This is a genomic window from Sphingobacterium sp. FBM7-1, from assembly GCF_020687765.1.
Classification (GTDB): Bacteria; Bacteroidota; Bacteroidia; order Sphingobacteriales; family Sphingobacteriaceae; genus Sphingobacterium.
In genome coordinates this window covers 456,411-473,803 of sequence record NZ_JAJEWJ010000001.1, presented here as the reverse complement: position 1 = coordinate 473,803, position 17,393 = coordinate 456,411, and the positions used below count along the sequence as shown (strand labels likewise).

The following is a 17,393-nucleotide window of genomic DNA, read 5'->3' as shown; positions in this document are numbered from 1 at the left end:
ATTCCTGTATCCGGCCTTTTCAACTTGCATTGTTTTCTAATAAATATATATATCATAATCATGTCAAAATCAATTCGTTCAATTTTATTAAACGATCCTGTCAATCCTGTTAAACCACTTAAAAACAGATTTTTTCAGATGGGTTCGCCGGGCTTGCTCTTGTCTATATTTTTAATGACAGGCTGCGGGCAGAATAATCAGGAAAGTGGGTGGAATCAGGGAGCTCCCGAACTTCCATTCGCTGTGGTGCAACAGCAAAACGTTGCCATTGAAAAAGAATATTCAGCAAGTATAGAAGGTATTGCCAATGTGGAGATCCGTCCTCAGGTATCCGGCTATCTAAGTAAAATCTATGTAGATGAGGGTGAGTACGTCAAAGCAGGTCAGCCGTTGTTTAAGATAGATGATCGTGTCTATCAGGAACAGCTACGCACTGCACAGGCGGCTCTTACCACTGCTAAAGCCAACCTTTTAACTGCAAAAATCAATTTGGACAGAAAAAAGGAATTGGTCAGCAGTAAAGTTGTTACCGATATTCAGATACAGGAAGCGCAAGCAACATATGATGGAGCGCAGGGAGCTGTTGCACAAGCCGAATCGGCAATAGAATCGGCACGGATTAACGTTAATTTCAGCACCATTAAAGCACCGGTAAGCGGATATATCGGAAGATTGAATTACCGTCTTGGAAGTTTGCTTTCTCCTACAAACGTAGAATCGATCACGGTACTTTCGGATATACAGGAAGTGTATGTCTATTTCAGTATGAGCGAAAATGATTTCGTGGATTTCCAGCAAAGATATGACGGCAAACTGAATAATGCACCTGCTGTTGACCTGTTGATTTCAAATGGGAGTAAATATGAGCTACAGGGAAAAATAGATGCAATTGATGGTCAATTCAGCAGAACCACAGGTTCCATTACGATGCGGGCAAAATTCAGCAATCCGAAATTGTTGCTCAGAAGCGGTAATACAGGAAGAATTGTACTGGGGCAAAACCATGACAATGCCATACTGTTCCCGATTTCTTCCACAATGAGTATTCAGGACAGGATATTTGCTTATTCCGTTGATCAGGAAAGCAAGGTAGTCCAACTTCCCATTCAGGTTTCAGGAAAATCAGGACAAAATTTCATCGTAACGGACGGAATCAAACCCGGCGATAAATACATTGTTTCAGGCTTTGAAAGGTTACAGTCCGGCGATGCAGTGGTGGAACAAAAATCAGTTTCTGAAGAACATAAAAATTCCCATAACTAATTAAATACATTTCAGAGATATTATGCTAAAAAGTATTATAAAAAAACCCGTATTGGCGACAGTTATTTCTGTTCTATTGGTGATATTGGGGATCGTAGGGATGGTCAGCCTTCCTATTACCAAGTTCCCTGACATTGCCCCGCCTACGGTAATGGTCATCGCAACCTATCCCGGAGCCAATGCCGAAGCAATTTCCCGTTCTGTAGCACCTCCATTGGAGAATGCAATCAACGGTGTGGAAAATATGGATTATATCAGTTCGGTTGCCAGTAATGACGGAACATTACAGATTACCGTTATTTTCAAATTGGGAACTGACCCCGATCAAGCGGCTATCAATGTACAGAACCGTGTGGCACAGGTCACGAATCAATTGCCTGTAGAAGTCGTACAGACCGGTATTACTACGATAAAAAGACAGAACAGCCAGATAGCGATTATAAGTTTGACCAGTGAAGACGGTTCGTTGGACGATCTTTTTATAGAGAACTATGCCAAGATCAATATCCTGCCCGAGCTGAAAAGGATCAAGGGTGTGGGTGATGCAATGGCCTGGGGTAACAAGGATTATTCTATGCGTGTGTGGTTAGACCCCGCCAAGCTGAATGCTTATAATCTAACGCCATTTGAGGTTTCCAATGCTATCCAATCCCAAAACCTCGAAGCTGCACCCGGTCGTTTCGGTGAGCGCACGGATGAAGCGATGGAGTATGTCATGCGATACAGGGGTAAATTTACAGAACCCGAACAATATGAAAATATTGTAGTACGGGCTTTAAACGATGGTTCCGTATTACGGCTGAAAGATGTGGCAACCGTAGAATTTGCTGCGTATAATTATGCCATATCTTCCAAATCGGATAAGAAACAGTCCGTTTCTATGGCTGTTTTCCAGATGGCAGGTTCCAATGCCAACGAGGTGCAGATAGAGGTGATGGAAAAAATGAAAGAGCTGTCCAGATCATTTCCAGATAAAATGATCTATCAGATACCTTTTGCTACCAAAGATTCGCTTGACCAATCCATCGATCAGGTTATCATGACGTTGATTGAAGCCTTTTTACTTGTGTTTTTGGTGGTATATATTTTCCTTCAGGATTTCCGTTCTACGTTGATACCTGCTATTGCAGTGCCGGTTTCCATTGTAGGTACCTTTTTCTTTATGAACCTCTTTGGCTTTTCGATAAATATACTCACTTTATTTGCACTCGTGCTGGCCATCGGTATAGTCGTGGATGATGCGATTGTGGTGGTCGAAGCCGTACACGCCAAGATGGAGAAGAAAAAACTCAATGCAAGGGCTGCTACAGTCTCTGCCATGAGTGAAATATCGGGAGCGATTGTTTCCATTACACTGGTGATGTCTGCCGTGTTTATTCCGGTTTCATTTATGGAGGGTTCGACCGGGCTGTTCTATCAGCAGTTTGCCCTAACCTTGGCCATAGCGATTGTCATTTCGGCTATTAATGCCTTGACATTAAGCCCTGCATTGTGCGCGTTGTTTTTAAAGCAACATCATACGGAAGATGGTGAACATAAAAAGCTCGGTTTTAAAGATCGTTTCTTTGCAGGTTTCAATGCCTCATTCAATAAAATGACCAACAGGTACGGAAAATCAATCCTGTTCCTTATCAAGAGAAAATGGGTAGCATTTTCCATCATGGCAGTATTTGGTGGATTGTTTGCGTGGATGTCGATTGTAACGCCAACAGGATTTATTCCTGATGAAGATCAGAATTTTATTATTGCAACGGTAAATCTTCCTCCGGGAGCTTCCATTGACCGTACAGCAGATGTTGTCAATAAAGCGGAAGATGTTCTTGTCCACCATCCGGCGACCGACAATGTGATGTCCGTGACGGGATTGGGTCTATTCAGCGGTGCCAATGCCTCGAATGCAGCGACCTTCTTTGTGAAGCTGAAAAAACCTAAAGAACGCGGGGATGTACATAACATAGATGAAGTAATCGGACAATTGACGGGCATCTTATCGCAGGACAAGAGGGCAAACTTCCTTGTTGTGAACACGCCTACGGTGGATGGTTTTGGCAATACCAGTGGTATAGAACTGGTATTGCAGGACAGGACCAATGGCGAGCTGCACAACCTTGGGAATGCCTCTTACGCGATGATGGGCGCTTTGATGCAAAGGCCCGAGATTATGGTGGCCTACACCACTTTTGATGTTTCCTATCCGCAATATGAAGTGGTAGTGGATGAATCCAAAGCAGCCCAATTGGGCGTAACCGTCGCTGAAGTGATGGGCGTTATGCAGGGATATTACGGCAGTATCCAGTCTTCGGATTTCAACCGATTTGGTAAATATTACCGGGTATTGGTACAGGCCACTCCCGAAACACGTAAGGACGAAGCCTCATTGAACGGTGTTTTTGTAAAAAATAACAGTGGGGAAATGGTGCCTATAAACACGTTGGTTACACTAAAAAGAACAACAGGTGCCGAAGTCGTGGACAGGTTCAACCTGTTCAATTCTTCCAATCTGACGGTAATGCCGGGTTGGGGATATAGTACGGGACAGGCTATGGCGGCCATCGAAGAAGTGAGCCAGCAGGTATTGCCTCCGGGCTATACCTATAACTATAAAGGAATGAGCCGCGAGGAAAGCAAGTCAGGTGCGCAATCGACCTTGATTTTTGCCCTGTGTATCATCTTTGTTTACTTCCTGCTTGCAGCACAATACGAAAGTTATGTACTGCCGTTATCGGTGCTGTTAGCTATTCCGATAGGTCTAAGCGGGGTATTTATCGGAATCACCTTTGCCGGTATATCCAACAATATCTATGTACAGATTGCGCTGGTGATGCTGATCGGTCTGTTGGCGAAGAACGGTATCCTGATCGTGGAATTTGCCATTCAGCGTAGACGGGCAGGTAAAAGCCTGCTTGCATCTGCCATTGAAGGTGCCAAGGCCCGTCTGCGCCCTATCCTGATGACTTCACTGGCATTTATCACGGGATTGATCCCTTTGCTGTTCGTTGTCGGTCCGTCAGCAATGGGTAACCACTCTATTGGCTGGGCTGCTATTTCAGGGATGCTTTTCGGAACCATTTTAGGACTGTTTATTACACCTGTTCTGTTCGTGGTTTTCCAATACCTCCACGAGAAAATCAGTGGCAAAGCTATTTCGGATGCGGATTGGGAATATTAATCTTAAAAATTTTTAAAATGGGTTCAGTAAAAAACATAATATATTTATTAGGCGGTTCTCTGTTTATTGCAGTGTCTGTGACTTCCTGTTCTGTTCAGAAGTACCAGCAACCGGAGCTTAGGCTTCCTGACACTTACAGAACAGAATTAGAGCTTTCCGATGATACTTTGAACATTGCACATATTGGTTACAGGGATTTCTTTAAAGACCCGATATTGGTAAATCTTATTGATAAATCCTTAGAACAGAACAATGATTTACAGGTGGCTTTGAAACAGATAGAGTTTGCCTCATTAGGGTACAAACAATCTAAATGGGGATATGCACCAGTGATTGATGCACAGGTTGCAAGCGCCAATATCAACCGTCCGTCGCAAAATAGTATGAACGGACAGTCATTGGGTTATTTTCTTGGACAGAATTATTTGACGGATTATTCTACCGCTATCAATCTTTCTTGGGAAGCAGATGTTTGGGGCAAGATAAAAGGTGCAAAAGAAGAAGCGTTAGCTGACTACCTGCAAACACAGGAAGCCGCTAAAGCCGTTCAGACAAGGTTAATTGCTGAAGTAGTACAAGGGTACTATAACCTCTTGATGCTTGATAAGCAGTTAGCGATCAGTAAAAACAACTTGGCTTTTGCAGATAGTACATTAACTATTTTGAATAAGCAGTTTGAACTTGGAATGATTAACTCGCTTGCGGTCGAACAGCAACAAATTGCAAGAGAGCAAATATTAAAGAATATCCCGCCGATTGAAGCGTCTATCACTGTACAGGAAAATGCACTAAGCATTCTTGCCGGTTCACTTCCTGATAAAATTGTAAGACAAGCAAATTTGGATAATGTATCTACCCCTGAAAATATTTCAACAGGAATACCTGCCGAAATATTGAGTTATCGACCTGATGTAAAAAAACAGGAATTAGCCTTGCGGAAAAGTATAGCAAGCATTCACGTGGCAAAAGTCAGTATGTACCCTGCCTTGAACATAACGGCACAGGGTGGTTTGAACGCTCTAAAAGCGACAAATTGGTTCAATGTACCGGGATCTCTTTTCGGCCTTGCTACTGGAACAATAGCTCAACCAATCTTGCAAAGTCGCCAGCTAAAAACAAGGTACGAACAGGCAAAAATTGCATCGGAACAAGCAGAGCTTAATTTCAAACAATCTGTATTGGTGGCTTTTGGCGAAGTTTCGGATGCATTGGTTCAAATTGATAAGTTGGAAGAACAAGAAACAACAGCAATCGGATTGGTAGAAAAGGCCGATGTCGTCGTAACTAATTCATTGAAACTATATCAATTCGGCGAAGCGACCTATCTCGATGTTATTTTGGCGCAGTCGAACAAATTACAGGCAGAACTGGATTTGGCTACCGTCAAAGCACTTCGGCTGAATGCAATCACAGCATTGTACCGTGCCGTTGGCGGTGGCTGGCAATAAGAATTATTTTGATTGACCGACATTATCTAAAAGGTAATAGATAGTGTTGGTCATTTTCATAAAGCGGTTGTTTACGTATAAATAATTAAACATGGAAAATCAATCTAACTCACCAATATTGATATTGGTCAATCAATCGGACGACAAACCCGAAAAGCTCCTCAAAAACATAAAATTCTGGTATTATTCAAAGTTTATTTTGATTGATAATGATCTGGAGAGAATAAACCAGTTAGCAATCCTGATAGAAAACAAGGGAAGAGATGTATTTATTCTTAAAGATATTGAGGAATTGGAAAAATTGGCAGGAAATAAGGAAATGGGAATTTCCCTTGAAAGGCTTACCATCCACATATGCAAATGAAAACAAAGGAAAGTCTAACGTCAGATAAATCAGATTTTATTGCAAAGATAATTGAAACATCTATTCGGATTGTAGAGAGCAATGGATTGGAATATTTAAAACTAAGTAATGTAAGCTACGTTACGGGTTATTCCAAAAGTCATATCTATAATTATTTCGGGAACAGATTAGGCATATTGGATATTGTAATCGAACATCTTTTCCTTCAGATGAAAACAGAGATTTTGAACAGTTTGCCCAATAATTTAGGTTTTGCAGAGCTTTTTATTACAATGGTTCATAGTCGAAAGGATTTTATATTGAAAAATAAGGTGCTGGAATCATATTTTAAGCGAAGTGTCAGAGCGACGAAGCAGTTCAAAGACTTTAACAAGAAAATACAAAAAAAAGAAGATATACTTTTTGCTAACATTTCATCCAAGTATTACGAAACGGACAAAAATATGATGACCTATATCGGATTAGACTTTTTGCAAATATGGACATTGGTTTTACCCCTTGATTTAAGGAATAAATTTTTATTATCACAGGATAACAAAGAAACAGAACAAAAGATGCGTTCGATATTTAATGTCAATCAAGAGGTGTCCTTTTAAATATTAACCTGTCGACTAATTTTTAAGCTAATGCCACGACGATTACAAAAGTTAGAGATAGGTTATCAAATCTTGTTGACATCTTGATTGGTTAATGGTAAGTATAAGTTAAAACGATACACAATACATTAAAGATTTGCTACCACCGCATCACGTTAGGCTTATTATAATATTTAGATAAGACAAAAGAGGTGAAATTCTTATTAACCACACCTCTCAATACGGGCATCTATATGGAACATAACAAATACCCATTAGAATGGTTAGATTTATTAATAACAGTTACGCTCAATCCTTCAAACACGGATGTTTCTGTTATCACCCAAGAGCAGACAGAGCAGGTCGAAAATCGTTTAAAGGAAGAAAGCTTGCGTTTACAGTCACTTATAAAAAGCCAAGTGTTTTCCATCAATAAAGAAAACGAAATAGACCTGCTCATAAAACAATACCATGCTTCTCTGATTGCATTGCTTGATCAGACCATCAAGAACCAACAACTAACTGTGTCCAAAGAAAAGATAATTCAGAATTTGAACGAAGCGATCCTCACAAATCTGGACGAGCTTTTCTCCTTTTTGGAAACACGTTTTTCAAAATATATCAGTCTCGACGAGCGGGTGCCTGCTACGTATTTTGACGTAACCAAGCACGAGCTGAAAATTAAAGTGGATAGGTTGTGGAAGTATGCAGAAGATAATCAGGTTGCGAAACTATTGCTCAAAAGGTTGACACATTTTGTGACGGCATCCACATACCCCTACGAGTTGACTTTTAGAGTTGTATTGTATTTGCGTGAACTAATAAACGGATTGGAAGAAATCGACTGGATACGCAGTGACCGAGAGGACTTTTCCCAATTGGAACAATTGCTGATATACATGAATTTCAACAGCAAAAAATTCATGAACATACTTACCGACCGTCTTGCAAAAGAAGTCAATCGCTATGAACAGCCCGTAGAAAGAATGGATAAGCTATTGTACTTTTATAAGGCTTATAACCAATTGCACCGCAAACCGGACACGAAACTAAATCCTAAATATCGGGATTTGGACACGGTAATCAACAACTGGTTTTCGCAGGAAATAGTTTATCTGGAAAAGAAGTTGAGATTAACCGTGATACCATTGCAGGGCAATACAGACACTACATCGAATAACAGAACGACACCAATACAAAAAGTCCTTTGTGTACTTTCGACCGATCAAATGGCATTGATACTGCGGGCAACGGATGACCTAAGGATTATCCACGCTAAATCACTTACCGAGGTTTTCAGAACCATAGCACCGCATCTATCCACCCCCTATAAAGAGGATATTTCTCATGAAGCAATGAGAAGCAAGTCATATAACCCCGAAGAAAGAGACAGACAGATCGCTATCGAAACATTGGAACGCATTATACAGAGGATCAGAGAATATTAGCCTAAACAACCCAAGTCTTAATCCCTGTTCCAAATTCGTATTAAAAATGACCAAACAGCCACGGGAACGAAAAAGGAACGGATAATCCGTCCTTGCAACCGCCTTTGTTTCACCATACTTTGGTACTACCATATAAACTTTTAGATGGATAGCACGATGTGGAATTATAGACTTTGCGGTTATGGAACAGGCATCAATCGAAAAACTTTATTCCGGCATGCTGGGGCAATTGGGATATATCAATGGGTCGATTAGAGAATCGGTAAAGAACCTTAATGAATCGCTTTCCTGTATCGCCGACACGATCAACGAATTGAGAGAGCGCATAAGACGCCACCCATTCGAGGATGAAACGGACGAAATCAGTTTTTTCAAATATGCCAAACCCCGTTTCTGCGCATGGCAAACCTATGTCGTGGAGTTGCACAAGATCCTGTCCTCGGTTCCCGTCGGTACCGACCAGATGGTAAGGGATTATTATATGGAAGAAATCGGCGTAGTGAACCGCTTATTTCGTTTGCATGCTTTTCATTATCAATACTATGTTACGGACGAATACAGCAAAGACAAACAATTTTTTCTTCGCCGTAACAGATCGTTATTCCCCCCAGGGCGGGAGCTCCTGCCCGACGACCCCGAATTTTCTACCGATCTCGATCATCTTTTCGGTGTGTTCCGAGCATACGAGATGCTCCGAGACTTTTTAATAGGGCGAATTCGGCTATTATACCAAGAACCCGATAATGTATTCATGAGGGAAATAATGCAAGGCCGAAAACGATGGTGGTCGGGTACCAAAATGGAGCTGGTGGAATTTGCCTACGGTATCTATTTTACGCGACGTGTCAATGGAGGAAAGTCCGATATTTCGGATATAATCACATGGTTGGAAGAAAGTTTTAACGAAGATTTGGCACAGGCTTACCGTATGTTTGTCGATATAACCCGTCGCAAGACCATTAGTCACACCAAATATCTCGATGAGATGCGCGGTGCCATTCATGGACATATCGAAGAATCCTTGAAATACAAACCTCAAAAAAGACGCCCAAAAAATTGAGCGATCAACCGAATATCCATTATGTCCAAAGAAAAAAATAACCTTACCAATATACCCATCTTGTTAAAGGGTTTGACCCATACCATTCCCGAAAACGCCATAAAATCCATATAGCGAAAAAAATACACTATTTATACCCCAATTCATAGATAATCTCCCATCCCAACCCCAATTACCTACCTAAAATCCCCTTACAAAACACAAAAAATCCCACCGAAAAAAATCGATACCAATGCTCCCATATTGGGAAAGCTCCGTCTGCCCACTCGCCAATTTTGACCCAAATAAGGACACGTTCTTTGACATTAGGGGAAGAAGCATTTCTGGTGAAGAACCGGAAATTATTGTGCAGTCGGACAGTATAATCCCAGCATACGTGTATGCAGGGAGTGCCGTGCGATGAACCATAGGCAGCCGGTTTCGGCGGGTATGTAGGTACCCACGTGAGTATTCCCGATCGAAGTATATAGAGCGGTCCGCTCCGTAGCGATACGTTATTGACTTTACAGCAAAATGAAAGACATTCATTGACCAAAAAATATAATATACGGAGGGGGCAAAATGCCCCCTCTTATTTTACAAACGGCCATTCAGAAACCAGTACCATAAAATTATGCCAACACGGACAAACAACCTTTCGAGCAAGGAACTGGCGACACTGTTAAAAAATGCAGTCCAAGAGGGGACTGATAATGCCATAAAAAAAGAACAACCTATTCCCGATAAACTGACCAAAGCCACAGCCTACCGCCTTTACGGTCGAAGCAATGTTGACAGATGGTTGCGGGAGGGGCTGATCTCCACTCATACAGATGGCGGCTCCCAGACTTTCCTTGACAGATCGGAACTTGAAACCGTTTCGGGTTCAAGCAACCGAATTACCTACCTGCCCGTAACGGACAGATAGACCGACCAGCCGACAAGAGCGGATCATTACAGGCTCGTTACCTGTTGTCGGTTCCAATGGAGTAACTCCAAACTCCCTTTATCAGTAAACCATCAAACCCCAAGAAGCCATGAACATACTATTGACACCGATGCAATTGCAGACATTGCTTTCTTATGCCGCCGAAATGGGGGCAAAACTGGCCCTGTCCAAAACCGGACACATCCGGCCATACCTCAAAAAATCAGAAGCATTCAAGCGGTACGGACGAAAGAACGTGGAGCATTGGATCGGTCTGGGGCTGATTACCCCGCGCAAGGACGGCAACCATTCCGCCGCTTGGCGCATCGACCGCATGGAGATCGAAGCCGTGAGCAAATCCCGTGAAGCTATGCGCTACCTGTAAAAACCTATCCACCACATCAAAAACATTTCTTATGACATCTTACAAAAGCAACACACCACACGATGAGCCGTTGACCATCGTTACCCTGCTCAAAGCATTGGGGCATGAACCTGTATTGACCAATAACGATGAACATCAGTACGCAAGTGTATTCGGAAATCGAACCAACAACAAAATAGTCTTAACGGTCAATAACCGATTGAACACTTGGTTTGACAGCTCACTTGGTCTACTTGGCAAAGGTGGCAACCTCATGGACTTTGCCCGTACCTATTGGCCCGATCTATCCACCGAACAGATCGAAGAAAAACTTCGGAGCATACAACGCCAATCAGCTAAAAAAGATAGACCCCTGCGGAAGCGCAAAGCGACCAAGATACCCCATTATCAGATCGACCGTACCCGCCCATTGGGCTACAATAATGAGATTACCGATTTTCTGATGGAAAGCGGCCTTTGGGAACTCGCCGATCTGAACATCCAAGAAGCCTATTATTATGTAATTGACCAAAAGGGCAACCGCAAAGACTTCTGCGCCGCTGGTTGGCAGAACGAAAACGGAGGTTGGGAAGTACGCGCCCAAAATTATACAGGCTGTATCGGCCCAAGAGGGATGACCTTTATTTCGGCAAGTGAAACCGCGCTTACCATATTCCCCGAATATGTGGACTATCTGAAAAGGCGGAGCGACAAATATCTGCACTACGCATCGGTACTGATATTGAACCATCCCGATTTCATATCCGCATCGCTGAAACGTGCGTATCATTTTCAAAGAGTGCTACTGTACACCGATGAGACAGGAGGCGATTACCAATCGCTTGCCGAAATGTTCAAGGACAAACTACCGCACACAGAAGTAATACCCCTTTAATAATCCAATCCCTGCTTATGTCAAAATATGTAAACGTGGACGATCTGCGAGAAATCCCAATTTCGGACTTTCTGGCTCGGCTCGGTCACCATCCTGTACGCAAATCGGGCAAAGAACTCTTTTACCACAGTATGCTACGGGAAACCAAGCAAGACACCCCATCGCTGACCGTTTGGGATGAGGGTGGAAAATGGATCGACCGAGGTGGCCCGAACTCGACGGGCATACAGGGCGGTAGTATCGTACAGCTCGGCCTTGCCTATTGGCCCCAGCTTTCCTTTGTCGAGGTACTGGGCAAGATAAAGGAAACCTGCGATATGCAGGTCTCCATGATACCGGCCTACAAACCTGTCAAATCCACTTCGGAACAAGAACAAAAAGGCTATACTTTTGAACTTGTCCGAACACAGCCTATCGGCAGAAACTTTGTCCTGACCAAATACCTCGAAGAACGTGGGATATTGGACGTTGCACATGGACACCTGCAAGAAATCTATTACAGAAACCGTCTTGACAACGAAAATAAAAACATCTTCTATGCCATCGGCTGGAAGAACGATCAAGGCAATTGGGAGTTTACCAATGCCAAAGGTTTCAAGAGCAGTATCGGCAAAAAGGGAATATCCGTGGTACCCGGCAATCCAAGCCATGCCGTTCTCTTTGAGGGCTATATGGACTACCTAAGTTGGCTCAAAGTAAACCGCCCCGATCCTGCACCTACCGCCATTGTCCTAAACTCCATTGTCCAATTGAAGAATGCCATCGAGCGGGTCAAGGGCATACCCACCGTGGACGTCTATTTCGACAACGACGATCCCGGCCGGAACTGTACACAAAGGCTGATCGAAGCCGTGCCACAGGCCAAAGACCGTTCCGGTGTTTATGAGGCGTACAAGGATTACAACGATATGCTAAGGGCAGCCATGAACGAGCATGAAATACAGCACCAACGGGCAGGCCCCAGACGTTGACTTTCGGAGGGGGCGAAATCAGTTATTCCGATATATGGATAACTGTATATAGGTATATAACGATAATCGGATAACCATATATACAGTTATACGGATATTCATATATCCCGATATTTCGATAGACAGCTATGCAGATAGCGGTACATACAGATATTCATATATCCCGATATATACACATCCAAATAGGTAGCCATACGGATATATGTATAGATACATATTAGTTTATCCATATAGCCACATATCCACATATATAGCAATCCAAATAGTTACCCATACAGATATACAGCTATCCGAACAGACGTACATACCGATAGCTGTATGTATGGATATATGACCGATCGAAACTTGGGCTATCAATCGGCCATCCCCGAAACTATGTACCAAAAACACGCCCAAACCCACTTTTTTGCCCTTTGCGGTATAACCCCACTTTTTTGTTTCGTATTGTGCAAGTTGTGTTTTTGTACGTACAGCACTCGTACCTCGGCCGTACCCACAAAAACCAACTTGCCCCGAAACAGCCCGGCTCCGGTGGAGCGGGTCTGTTACGAGGTAGGAAAAAGGTCGCAACTCCCTTTTTCTCCTGCAAAGCGCACCATAACCGCCGCAGGGCGACGAACATCCATAAACCATTAAAATCATCACCATGTTAAGACACGGTAGCCTATTCAGTGGCATCGGCGGGTTTGACATCGCCGCCTCATGGATGGGATGGCAGAACGTTTTCTCGTGCGAGAAAGACCCGTTCTGCCGAACCGTCCTCAAACATTACTGGCCAAATACATCACACTATGAAGACATCTACGATTTTCAGGCAGCTCACTTTCGAGGACACATCGACATCATCAGCGGCGGGTTTCCCTGCCAGCCGTTCAGTCAGGCCGGACGGAGAAAGGGCGCGGAAGATGACCGTTACCTCTTCCCGGAGACTGTCCGAATTATTAAGGAAGCACGGCCGGAGTGGATCGTTCTTGAAAACGTTACTGGCCTGTTCACCATTCTCGAACCCGGTAGTTTATCTGAAATGGAGATCAAAGCGGTTGAGCTTTTTTGTCAGGACGGTGAACAACCTGCAACAAGCACCATCATCCGACTACAACGACGGGTTATCGGAAACATCATTTCAGAAATCGGGTCAGCAGGATATGTACTTCCCACACTTGAAGACGGCACGCCAATCGTGTTGTGTATTCCGGCTGCTGCCGTTGGCGCTCCACACCAACGGGATCGGGTTTGGTTTGTTGCCCACGCCGACCGCCACCGAGATAAGCAATATAAAAACAACGAAGGAACAGGCGCAGGACAGGCGACGGCTAAAGGACAGAAAAAACGAAAGGGGCAATGGCGGTCAGGTGTCCCTGACGGATTTTCTGGTGTACCATGCTCTGATCTCCCTTTGGACACCGACCGAGGAAATAGCCGAGAGGATGCCGAACGAAATACAGAAGCGTTTGCTGAAAGTACTGCCGACAGCGGAGCAGATCGATGGAACGACATTCCCCTATGGACGGGATGGCCAAGTGAACCCCCGTTTTGTGGCCGAGATGATGGGATTTCCGAAAGACTGGACGGAATTACCTTTCCTACGTGGCGCGCCGAAAGCATAAAAGCATACGGCAATGCCATCGTTCCACAGGTTGCCCTTGAAATTTTTAGGGCAATACAATCTGTCACCTTGAACCATAAAGCACCATGAAGAACAAAAAAGGAAACCTAAAAACCGTGGCCCATGAACAGCGTACCCGACGCTTTGAACTCCGGTTGAGCGAAGCGGAACGGGCGCAGTTTCTTGAACTTGAAAAAGCACTTGGCCTAAGCCGTGCGGACATCGTTCGTATCCGGGTACTCCAACACTCCAAAAAAATGCTGGTCAATACCACCGAAATCATGAAACTCTTGGACGGTATCGGCACACAGATTGGGCGTTCGGGCAACAACATCAACCAATTGGCGAAGCACGCCAATACCCTGCAACAACAGGGAATGCTGCACTCCACCCTGATCCGTGACCTTGCCCCATTGCTTACCGAATACATCCGGTTGCAACGGAAGTTGGAACAGTCCATCCGGCGGCTCATTAGACTTATAAGGGGGCAGGCATGATCGTCAAGATATTGAAACCGTCCGCCACGTTCAAGGGGGTGCGTTACAATACGAATAAAGTGGACAAGGACAAGGGCGAACTGATGAAAGTGGCAAATTTCGGTGCCTTGCAGGCCCTGCAAAATCTCCGCCCAAAGGATTACGTCAATTATCTGGAAGCCCAATCCGCAGCCAGTAAACGGACGAAATACCCACAGCTCCACGCCGTCATTTCCTGCAAAGGGCGGTCGCATAGCAAGCAAGAACTTACAGCCATTGCCGAACAATGGTTGAACGGTATGGGTTACCGCGAACAACCTTACCTCTTAGTATTCCATAAGGATACATCGAACAACCATATCCATATCGTTTCCACACGGGTAGACCGAGACGGCAAAAAGATAAACGACAGTTTTGAGAAAATCCGTGCCTACGAGGTATTGAACCGTATAGTCGGCGTGGACGAAAAACAGGAGATTGACAAGAATATCGAAAAAGCATTGAGCTATGGTTTCTCCACACGTGCCCAATTTATGATGCTCCTTGAAGCACGGGGGTATTCCCTCAAATTGTCCGATGGGGTATATCAGATCAGCCGTTACGGCAAAAGACAAGGCACGGTCTCTTTGGAACAAGTGGACGCCAAAATCGGAACTTTTGACAAAGACATTGATCGGTTGGCACAGCTCCGGGCAGTCTTTGCCAAGTACCGTAGCCAGTACGATCCGGTGGTCATCCATGTTCCGGCCCCACTTCCCGGTAATAGGCCGTCCGCACCATCCGGCTATACGTCGGCAATGGCGCAGATGCTATCGGACAAATTCGGTGTACAGATCATTTTCCACGGTAAGGACGGAAAACCGCCATACGGTTATACCGTCATTGACCATTCGAGAAAAATGATCTACAAAGGCAAAGACCTCATGCCGTTGGCAGAATTTATCGCACCATCGCAAGACACACCCGACATATCGGCCAAAGAGGACAGAACAGAACCAACCGAAAAAGAACGGAAACCGCTATACGAAGAAACCGCCACCTATACCGATCATGTACAGGGAACATCGGAACAATGGGTGCCAAATATCCAAATCGACATTTCCGATGACATCGACGACGAGGCGATCCACGGGCGCAACCGGAGGCGTAAGCGCAAGGCACGGACGAATACCCGTTGACACCCTTTAATCAACAATACCATTAAACCCAATGCACTATGCTTATATTAATAGGAAACCAAAAGGGCGGAGCAGGGAAAAGCACGCTCACCCTGCTACTCGCCAACTACCTGACCCAACAACAAGAACGGCGGGTTACGGTGCTCGATATGGACTATCAGCAATCACTTTCCGCCAAAGCGGAGAAAGCAAAGATTCTGGAAAATGAACCGCTGTACGAAATCGTACCTGCCGACCTCAGCCATTTTCCGGCAATGCAACGGAAGTTAGGGAAATCACGGAATGAAATCGTACTGATAGACCTGCCCGGCAAGATGGATGACGACGGACTGATCCCCATATTTGCCGCCGCCGATGCGGTAATCTGTCCGTTTGCCTTTGACGAATTTTCCGTGGATTCCACATTGCTGTTTGCAATGGTCATCGGCAAGATCAACAAGAGAGCTCCCCTCATTTTTGTACCGAACCGGATCAAGAACACCGTCAAATACGAAACACGGACGGAAGTCGAAAAGGTACTTCGTGGTTTCGGTACGGTCGCACCCGGCCTACCGGATCGCATAGACTTCCAACGGGTAAATACGTTCCAGACACCGATCATATTATATCCCGTTATCCTGCCACTCTTAGACCTGATCTATGAACAGTACATTGCTAAGGAGGAACCATTATGAGCGGAATAAAAAGCCTTGCCGACGAGCTTCGGGATTCCATGCGGAAAGGGAAACCGCCACAGGCAAAAGAAATCCCCCCGGCAGGGCAAACAAAGGACACGCCAAAGGAAAAAACGGAAACGCTGGAACGCCTGTTTGAAAATATCCTAAACCATGAACTGACCGGACGGGAAAGGTTGCTGATCCGTCTGGACGACAAGACCCTTTTCCTGCTCAAACAACTGAAAGTTACCAAAGGTATCGACATGAACAAGATCATATCTTACAGCCTGCACCTGTTCCTAAAAACCCATCCCGAACTCACCCGATACATCAAAGAACACATTAAAACCCTTGATCTATGAACTGGATACAATTCCTGCTCGGCGTTATTGCCATCTATGGCATCTACTATGCCCTAAACGTACTGTATGACCTGTTTATCCATCGCCGCGCTCCACAGACGGCCGATGGAGGAAATGAACTGACATTTGATGAAGATTCCCCGCCCGAAAAGGTCGTTCCCAAGCCAACCCAAAAAGAACATGAACCCACGGCAAAAGAGGGAAAAGCCGTTATCTCGTCCGGCCCCCTGCAATCCACGGGAGCCATAAACCTAAAGCAACTCGTATCGCTCATGCAAAACGATGTGGTCGAGTACAGCAAAGCCATCCCTTATTAAATCCATTATGCGACCAATCCGTTTTTTGACAGTATTCCTTACTGTCATTTTTTTTGCCCTGTACGCCGCCGCCCAGCCCGGCCTTGACGAGTTTTATAAGGTCAGCGGAGAAGTTAACCGTTTTTATTTCAGCTTCTCCGATCTTGCCCTTGTCATCGGTGCCGTATGTGGACTGCTCGGTGGATTGCGGGTGTACAGCAATTGGCAGTCCGGCAAGCACCACATCGATGCGCAGGTCATGGGGTGGTTCTTTTCCTGCCTGTTCCTGTCGCTCGTCGGTGCCGCATTAAAAGCCTTGTTCGGCGTGAACTAATAGCCCAACCATTTTTCATTC

19 protein-coding genes are annotated in these 17,393 nt (G+C 44.6%); 18 read left to right on the top strand and 1 reads right to left on the bottom strand.

What is annotated here, in order from left to right:
• Positions 1-60: 60 nt before the first annotated feature.
• The 11 genes from LKO28_RS02300 to LKO28_RS02250 all read left to right on the top strand — a co-directional run bounded on the left by LKO28_RS02300 (position 61) and on the right by LKO28_RS02250 (position 12,464).
• Positions 61-1,263, top strand: coding sequence for an efflux RND transporter periplasmic adaptor subunit (locus tag LKO28_RS02300; protein WP_227692980.1), 1,203 nt, complete (start codon positions 61-63; stop codon positions 1,261-1,263).
• 22 nt (positions 1,264-1,285) lie between these two features.
• Positions 1,286-4,432 (top strand): efflux RND transporter permease subunit, encoded by a 3,147-nt coding sequence (locus LKO28_RS02295; RefSeq protein WP_227692978.1) that lies wholly within the window; start codon positions 1,286-1,288, stop codon positions 4,430-4,432.
• Positions 4,433-4,449: 17 nt separating this feature from the next.
• Positions 4,450-5,880, top strand: a complete 1,431-nt coding sequence (locus LKO28_RS02290) for an efflux transporter outer membrane subunit (protein ID WP_227692976.1) — start codon at positions 4,450-4,452, stop codon at positions 5,878-5,880.
• Positions 5,881-5,971: 91 nt separating this feature from the next.
• Positions 5,972-6,244, top strand: a complete 273-nt coding sequence (locus LKO28_RS02285; protein WP_227692975.1) for a hypothetical protein — start codon at positions 5,972-5,974, stop codon at positions 6,242-6,244.
• Positions 6,241-6,840 carry a TetR/AcrR family transcriptional regulator gene (locus LKO28_RS02280; protein ID WP_227692967.1) on the top strand — a complete coding sequence of 200 codons (600 nt, stop codon included), beginning with the start codon at positions 6,241-6,243 and terminating at the stop codon, positions 6,838-6,840. The genes LKO28_RS02285 and LKO28_RS02280 overlap by 4 nt, the downstream gene beginning before the upstream one ends.
• Positions 6,841-7,031: 191 nt before the next feature.
• Positions 7,032-8,267, top strand: coding sequence for a hypothetical protein (locus tag LKO28_RS02275; protein WP_227692965.1), 1,236 nt, complete (start codon positions 7,032-7,034; stop codon positions 8,265-8,267).
• Between the two features lie 181 nt (positions 8,268-8,448).
• A complete protein-coding gene (locus tag LKO28_RS02270) occupies positions 8,449-9,327 on the top strand; it encodes an RteC domain-containing protein (RefSeq protein WP_227692963.1) in 879 nt (292 codons plus the stop codon).
• Positions 9,328-9,940: 613 nt separating this feature from the next.
• On the top strand, positions 9,941-10,234 hold the full coding sequence (locus tag LKO28_RS02265) for a hypothetical protein (RefSeq protein WP_227692961.1): 294 nt from the start codon (positions 9,941-9,943) through the stop codon (positions 10,232-10,234).
• Between the two features lie 109 nt (positions 10,235-10,343).
• Entirely contained in the window at positions 10,344-10,619 is a 276-nt protein-coding gene (locus LKO28_RS02260; RefSeq protein WP_227692960.1) for a hypothetical protein, read from the top strand.
• 31 nt (positions 10,620-10,650) lie between these two features.
• Positions 10,651-11,493, top strand: a complete 843-nt coding sequence (locus tag LKO28_RS02255) for a hypothetical protein (protein ID WP_227692957.1) — start codon at positions 10,651-10,653, stop codon at positions 11,491-11,493.
• Between the two features lie 17 nt (positions 11,494-11,510).
• On the top strand, positions 11,511-12,464 hold the full coding sequence (locus LKO28_RS02250) for a toprim domain-containing protein (RefSeq protein ID WP_227692955.1): 954 nt from the start codon (positions 11,511-11,513) through the stop codon (positions 12,462-12,464).
• A 222-nt stretch (positions 12,465-12,686) separates the two neighbouring features.
• Here LKO28_RS02250 and LKO28_RS02245 read toward each other — a convergent pair whose 3' ends face one another.
• Positions 12,687-13,112 (bottom strand): hypothetical protein, encoded by a 426-nt coding sequence (locus LKO28_RS02245; protein ID WP_227692953.1) that lies wholly within the window; start codon positions 13,110-13,112, stop codon positions 12,687-12,689.
• Between LKO28_RS02245 and LKO28_RS02240 the strand changes: the two genes are divergently transcribed.
• Genes LKO28_RS02240 through LKO28_RS02210 form a run of 7 tightly spaced genes read left to right on the top strand, consistent with a single transcriptional unit; the run spans position 13,111 to position 17,372 of the window.
• Positions 13,111-14,160 (top strand): DNA cytosine methyltransferase, encoded by a 1,050-nt coding sequence (locus tag LKO28_RS02240; RefSeq protein ID WP_227692952.1) that lies wholly within the window; start codon positions 13,111-13,113, stop codon positions 14,158-14,160. The genes LKO28_RS02245 and LKO28_RS02240 overlap by 2 nt on opposite strands.
• The gene (locus LKO28_RS02235; protein WP_227692950.1) at positions 14,157-14,567 is read left to right on the top strand and encodes a hypothetical protein; all 411 of its coding nucleotides are present in this window, start codon (positions 14,157-14,159) and stop codon (positions 14,565-14,567) included. The genes LKO28_RS02240 and LKO28_RS02235 overlap by 4 nt, the downstream gene beginning before the upstream one ends.
• Positions 14,564-15,724 carry a relaxase/mobilization nuclease domain-containing protein gene (locus tag LKO28_RS02230; protein ID WP_227692948.1) on the top strand — a complete coding sequence of 387 codons (1,161 nt, stop codon included), beginning with the start codon at positions 14,564-14,566 and terminating at the stop codon, positions 15,722-15,724. Before LKO28_RS02235 ends, LKO28_RS02230 begins: the two co-directional genes overlap by 4 nt.
• Positions 15,725-15,762: 38 nt before the next feature.
• Positions 15,763-16,398, top strand: a complete 636-nt coding sequence (locus LKO28_RS02225) for a ParA family protein (RefSeq protein ID WP_227692946.1) — start codon at positions 15,763-15,765, stop codon at positions 16,396-16,398.
• Positions 16,395-16,742 carry a hypothetical protein gene (locus tag LKO28_RS02220; protein ID WP_227692944.1) on the top strand — a complete coding sequence of 116 codons (348 nt, stop codon included), beginning with the start codon at positions 16,395-16,397 and terminating at the stop codon, positions 16,740-16,742. Before LKO28_RS02225 ends, LKO28_RS02220 begins: the two co-directional genes overlap by 4 nt.
• A complete protein-coding gene (locus tag LKO28_RS02215; protein ID WP_227692942.1) occupies positions 16,739-17,059 on the top strand; it encodes a hypothetical protein in 321 nt (106 codons plus the stop codon). Before LKO28_RS02220 ends, LKO28_RS02215 begins: the two co-directional genes overlap by 4 nt.
• Positions 17,060-17,066: 7 nt before the next feature.
• Positions 17,067-17,372 (top strand): DUF4134 family protein, encoded by a 306-nt coding sequence (locus tag LKO28_RS02210; protein ID WP_227692940.1) that lies wholly within the window; start codon positions 17,067-17,069, stop codon positions 17,370-17,372.
• Positions 17,373-17,393 lie beyond the last annotated feature (21 nt).

Bases quoted from the DNA above. Each gene is read 5' to 3' on its own strand.
- LKO28_RS02300 (WP_227692980.1), top strand. From the start codon at position 61: ATGTCAAAATCAATTCGTTCAATTTTATTAAACGATCCTGTCAATCCT.
- LKO28_RS02295 (WP_227692978.1), top strand. From the start codon at position 1,286: ATGCTAAAAAGTATTATAAAAAAACCCGTATTGGCGACAGTTATTTCT.
- LKO28_RS02290 (WP_227692976.1), top strand. From the start codon at position 4,450: ATGGGTTCAGTAAAAAACATAATATATTTATTAGGCGGTTCTCTGTTT.
- LKO28_RS02285 (WP_227692975.1), top strand. From the start codon at position 5,972: ATGGAAAATCAATCTAACTCACCAATATTGATATTGGTCAATCAATCG.
- LKO28_RS02280 (WP_227692967.1), top strand. From the start codon at position 6,241: ATGAAAACAAAGGAAAGTCTAACGTCAGATAAATCAGATTTTATTGCA.
- LKO28_RS02270 (WP_227692963.1), top strand. From the start codon at position 8,449: ATGGAACAGGCATCAATCGAAAAACTTTATTCCGGCATGCTGGGGCAA.
- LKO28_RS02265 (WP_227692961.1), top strand. From the start codon at position 9,941: ATGCCAACACGGACAAACAACCTTTCGAGCAAGGAACTGGCGACACTG.
- LKO28_RS02260 (WP_227692960.1), top strand. From the start codon at position 10,344: ATGAACATACTATTGACACCGATGCAATTGCAGACATTGCTTTCTTAT.
- LKO28_RS02255 (WP_227692957.1), top strand. From the start codon at position 10,651: ATGACATCTTACAAAAGCAACACACCACACGATGAGCCGTTGACCATC.
- LKO28_RS02250 (WP_227692955.1), top strand. From the start codon at position 11,511: ATGTCAAAATATGTAAACGTGGACGATCTGCGAGAAATCCCAATTTCG.
- LKO28_RS02240 (WP_227692952.1), top strand. From the start codon at position 13,111: ATGTTAAGACACGGTAGCCTATTCAGTGGCATCGGCGGGTTTGACATC.
- LKO28_RS02245 (WP_227692953.1), bottom strand. From the start codon at position 13,112: ATGGTGATGATTTTAATGGTTTATGGATGTTCGTCGCCCTGCGGCGGT.
- LKO28_RS02235 (WP_227692950.1), top strand. From the start codon at position 14,157: ATGAAGAACAAAAAAGGAAACCTAAAAACCGTGGCCCATGAACAGCGT.
- LKO28_RS02230 (WP_227692948.1), top strand. From the start codon at position 14,564: ATGATCGTCAAGATATTGAAACCGTCCGCCACGTTCAAGGGGGTGCGT.
- LKO28_RS02225 (WP_227692946.1), top strand. From the start codon at position 15,763: ATGCTTATATTAATAGGAAACCAAAAGGGCGGAGCAGGGAAAAGCACG.
- LKO28_RS02220 (WP_227692944.1), top strand. From the start codon at position 16,395: ATGAGCGGAATAAAAAGCCTTGCCGACGAGCTTCGGGATTCCATGCGG.
- LKO28_RS02215 (WP_227692942.1), top strand. From the start codon at position 16,739: ATGAACTGGATACAATTCCTGCTCGGCGTTATTGCCATCTATGGCATC.
- LKO28_RS02210 (WP_227692940.1), top strand. From the start codon at position 17,067: ATGCGACCAATCCGTTTTTTGACAGTATTCCTTACTGTCATTTTTTTT.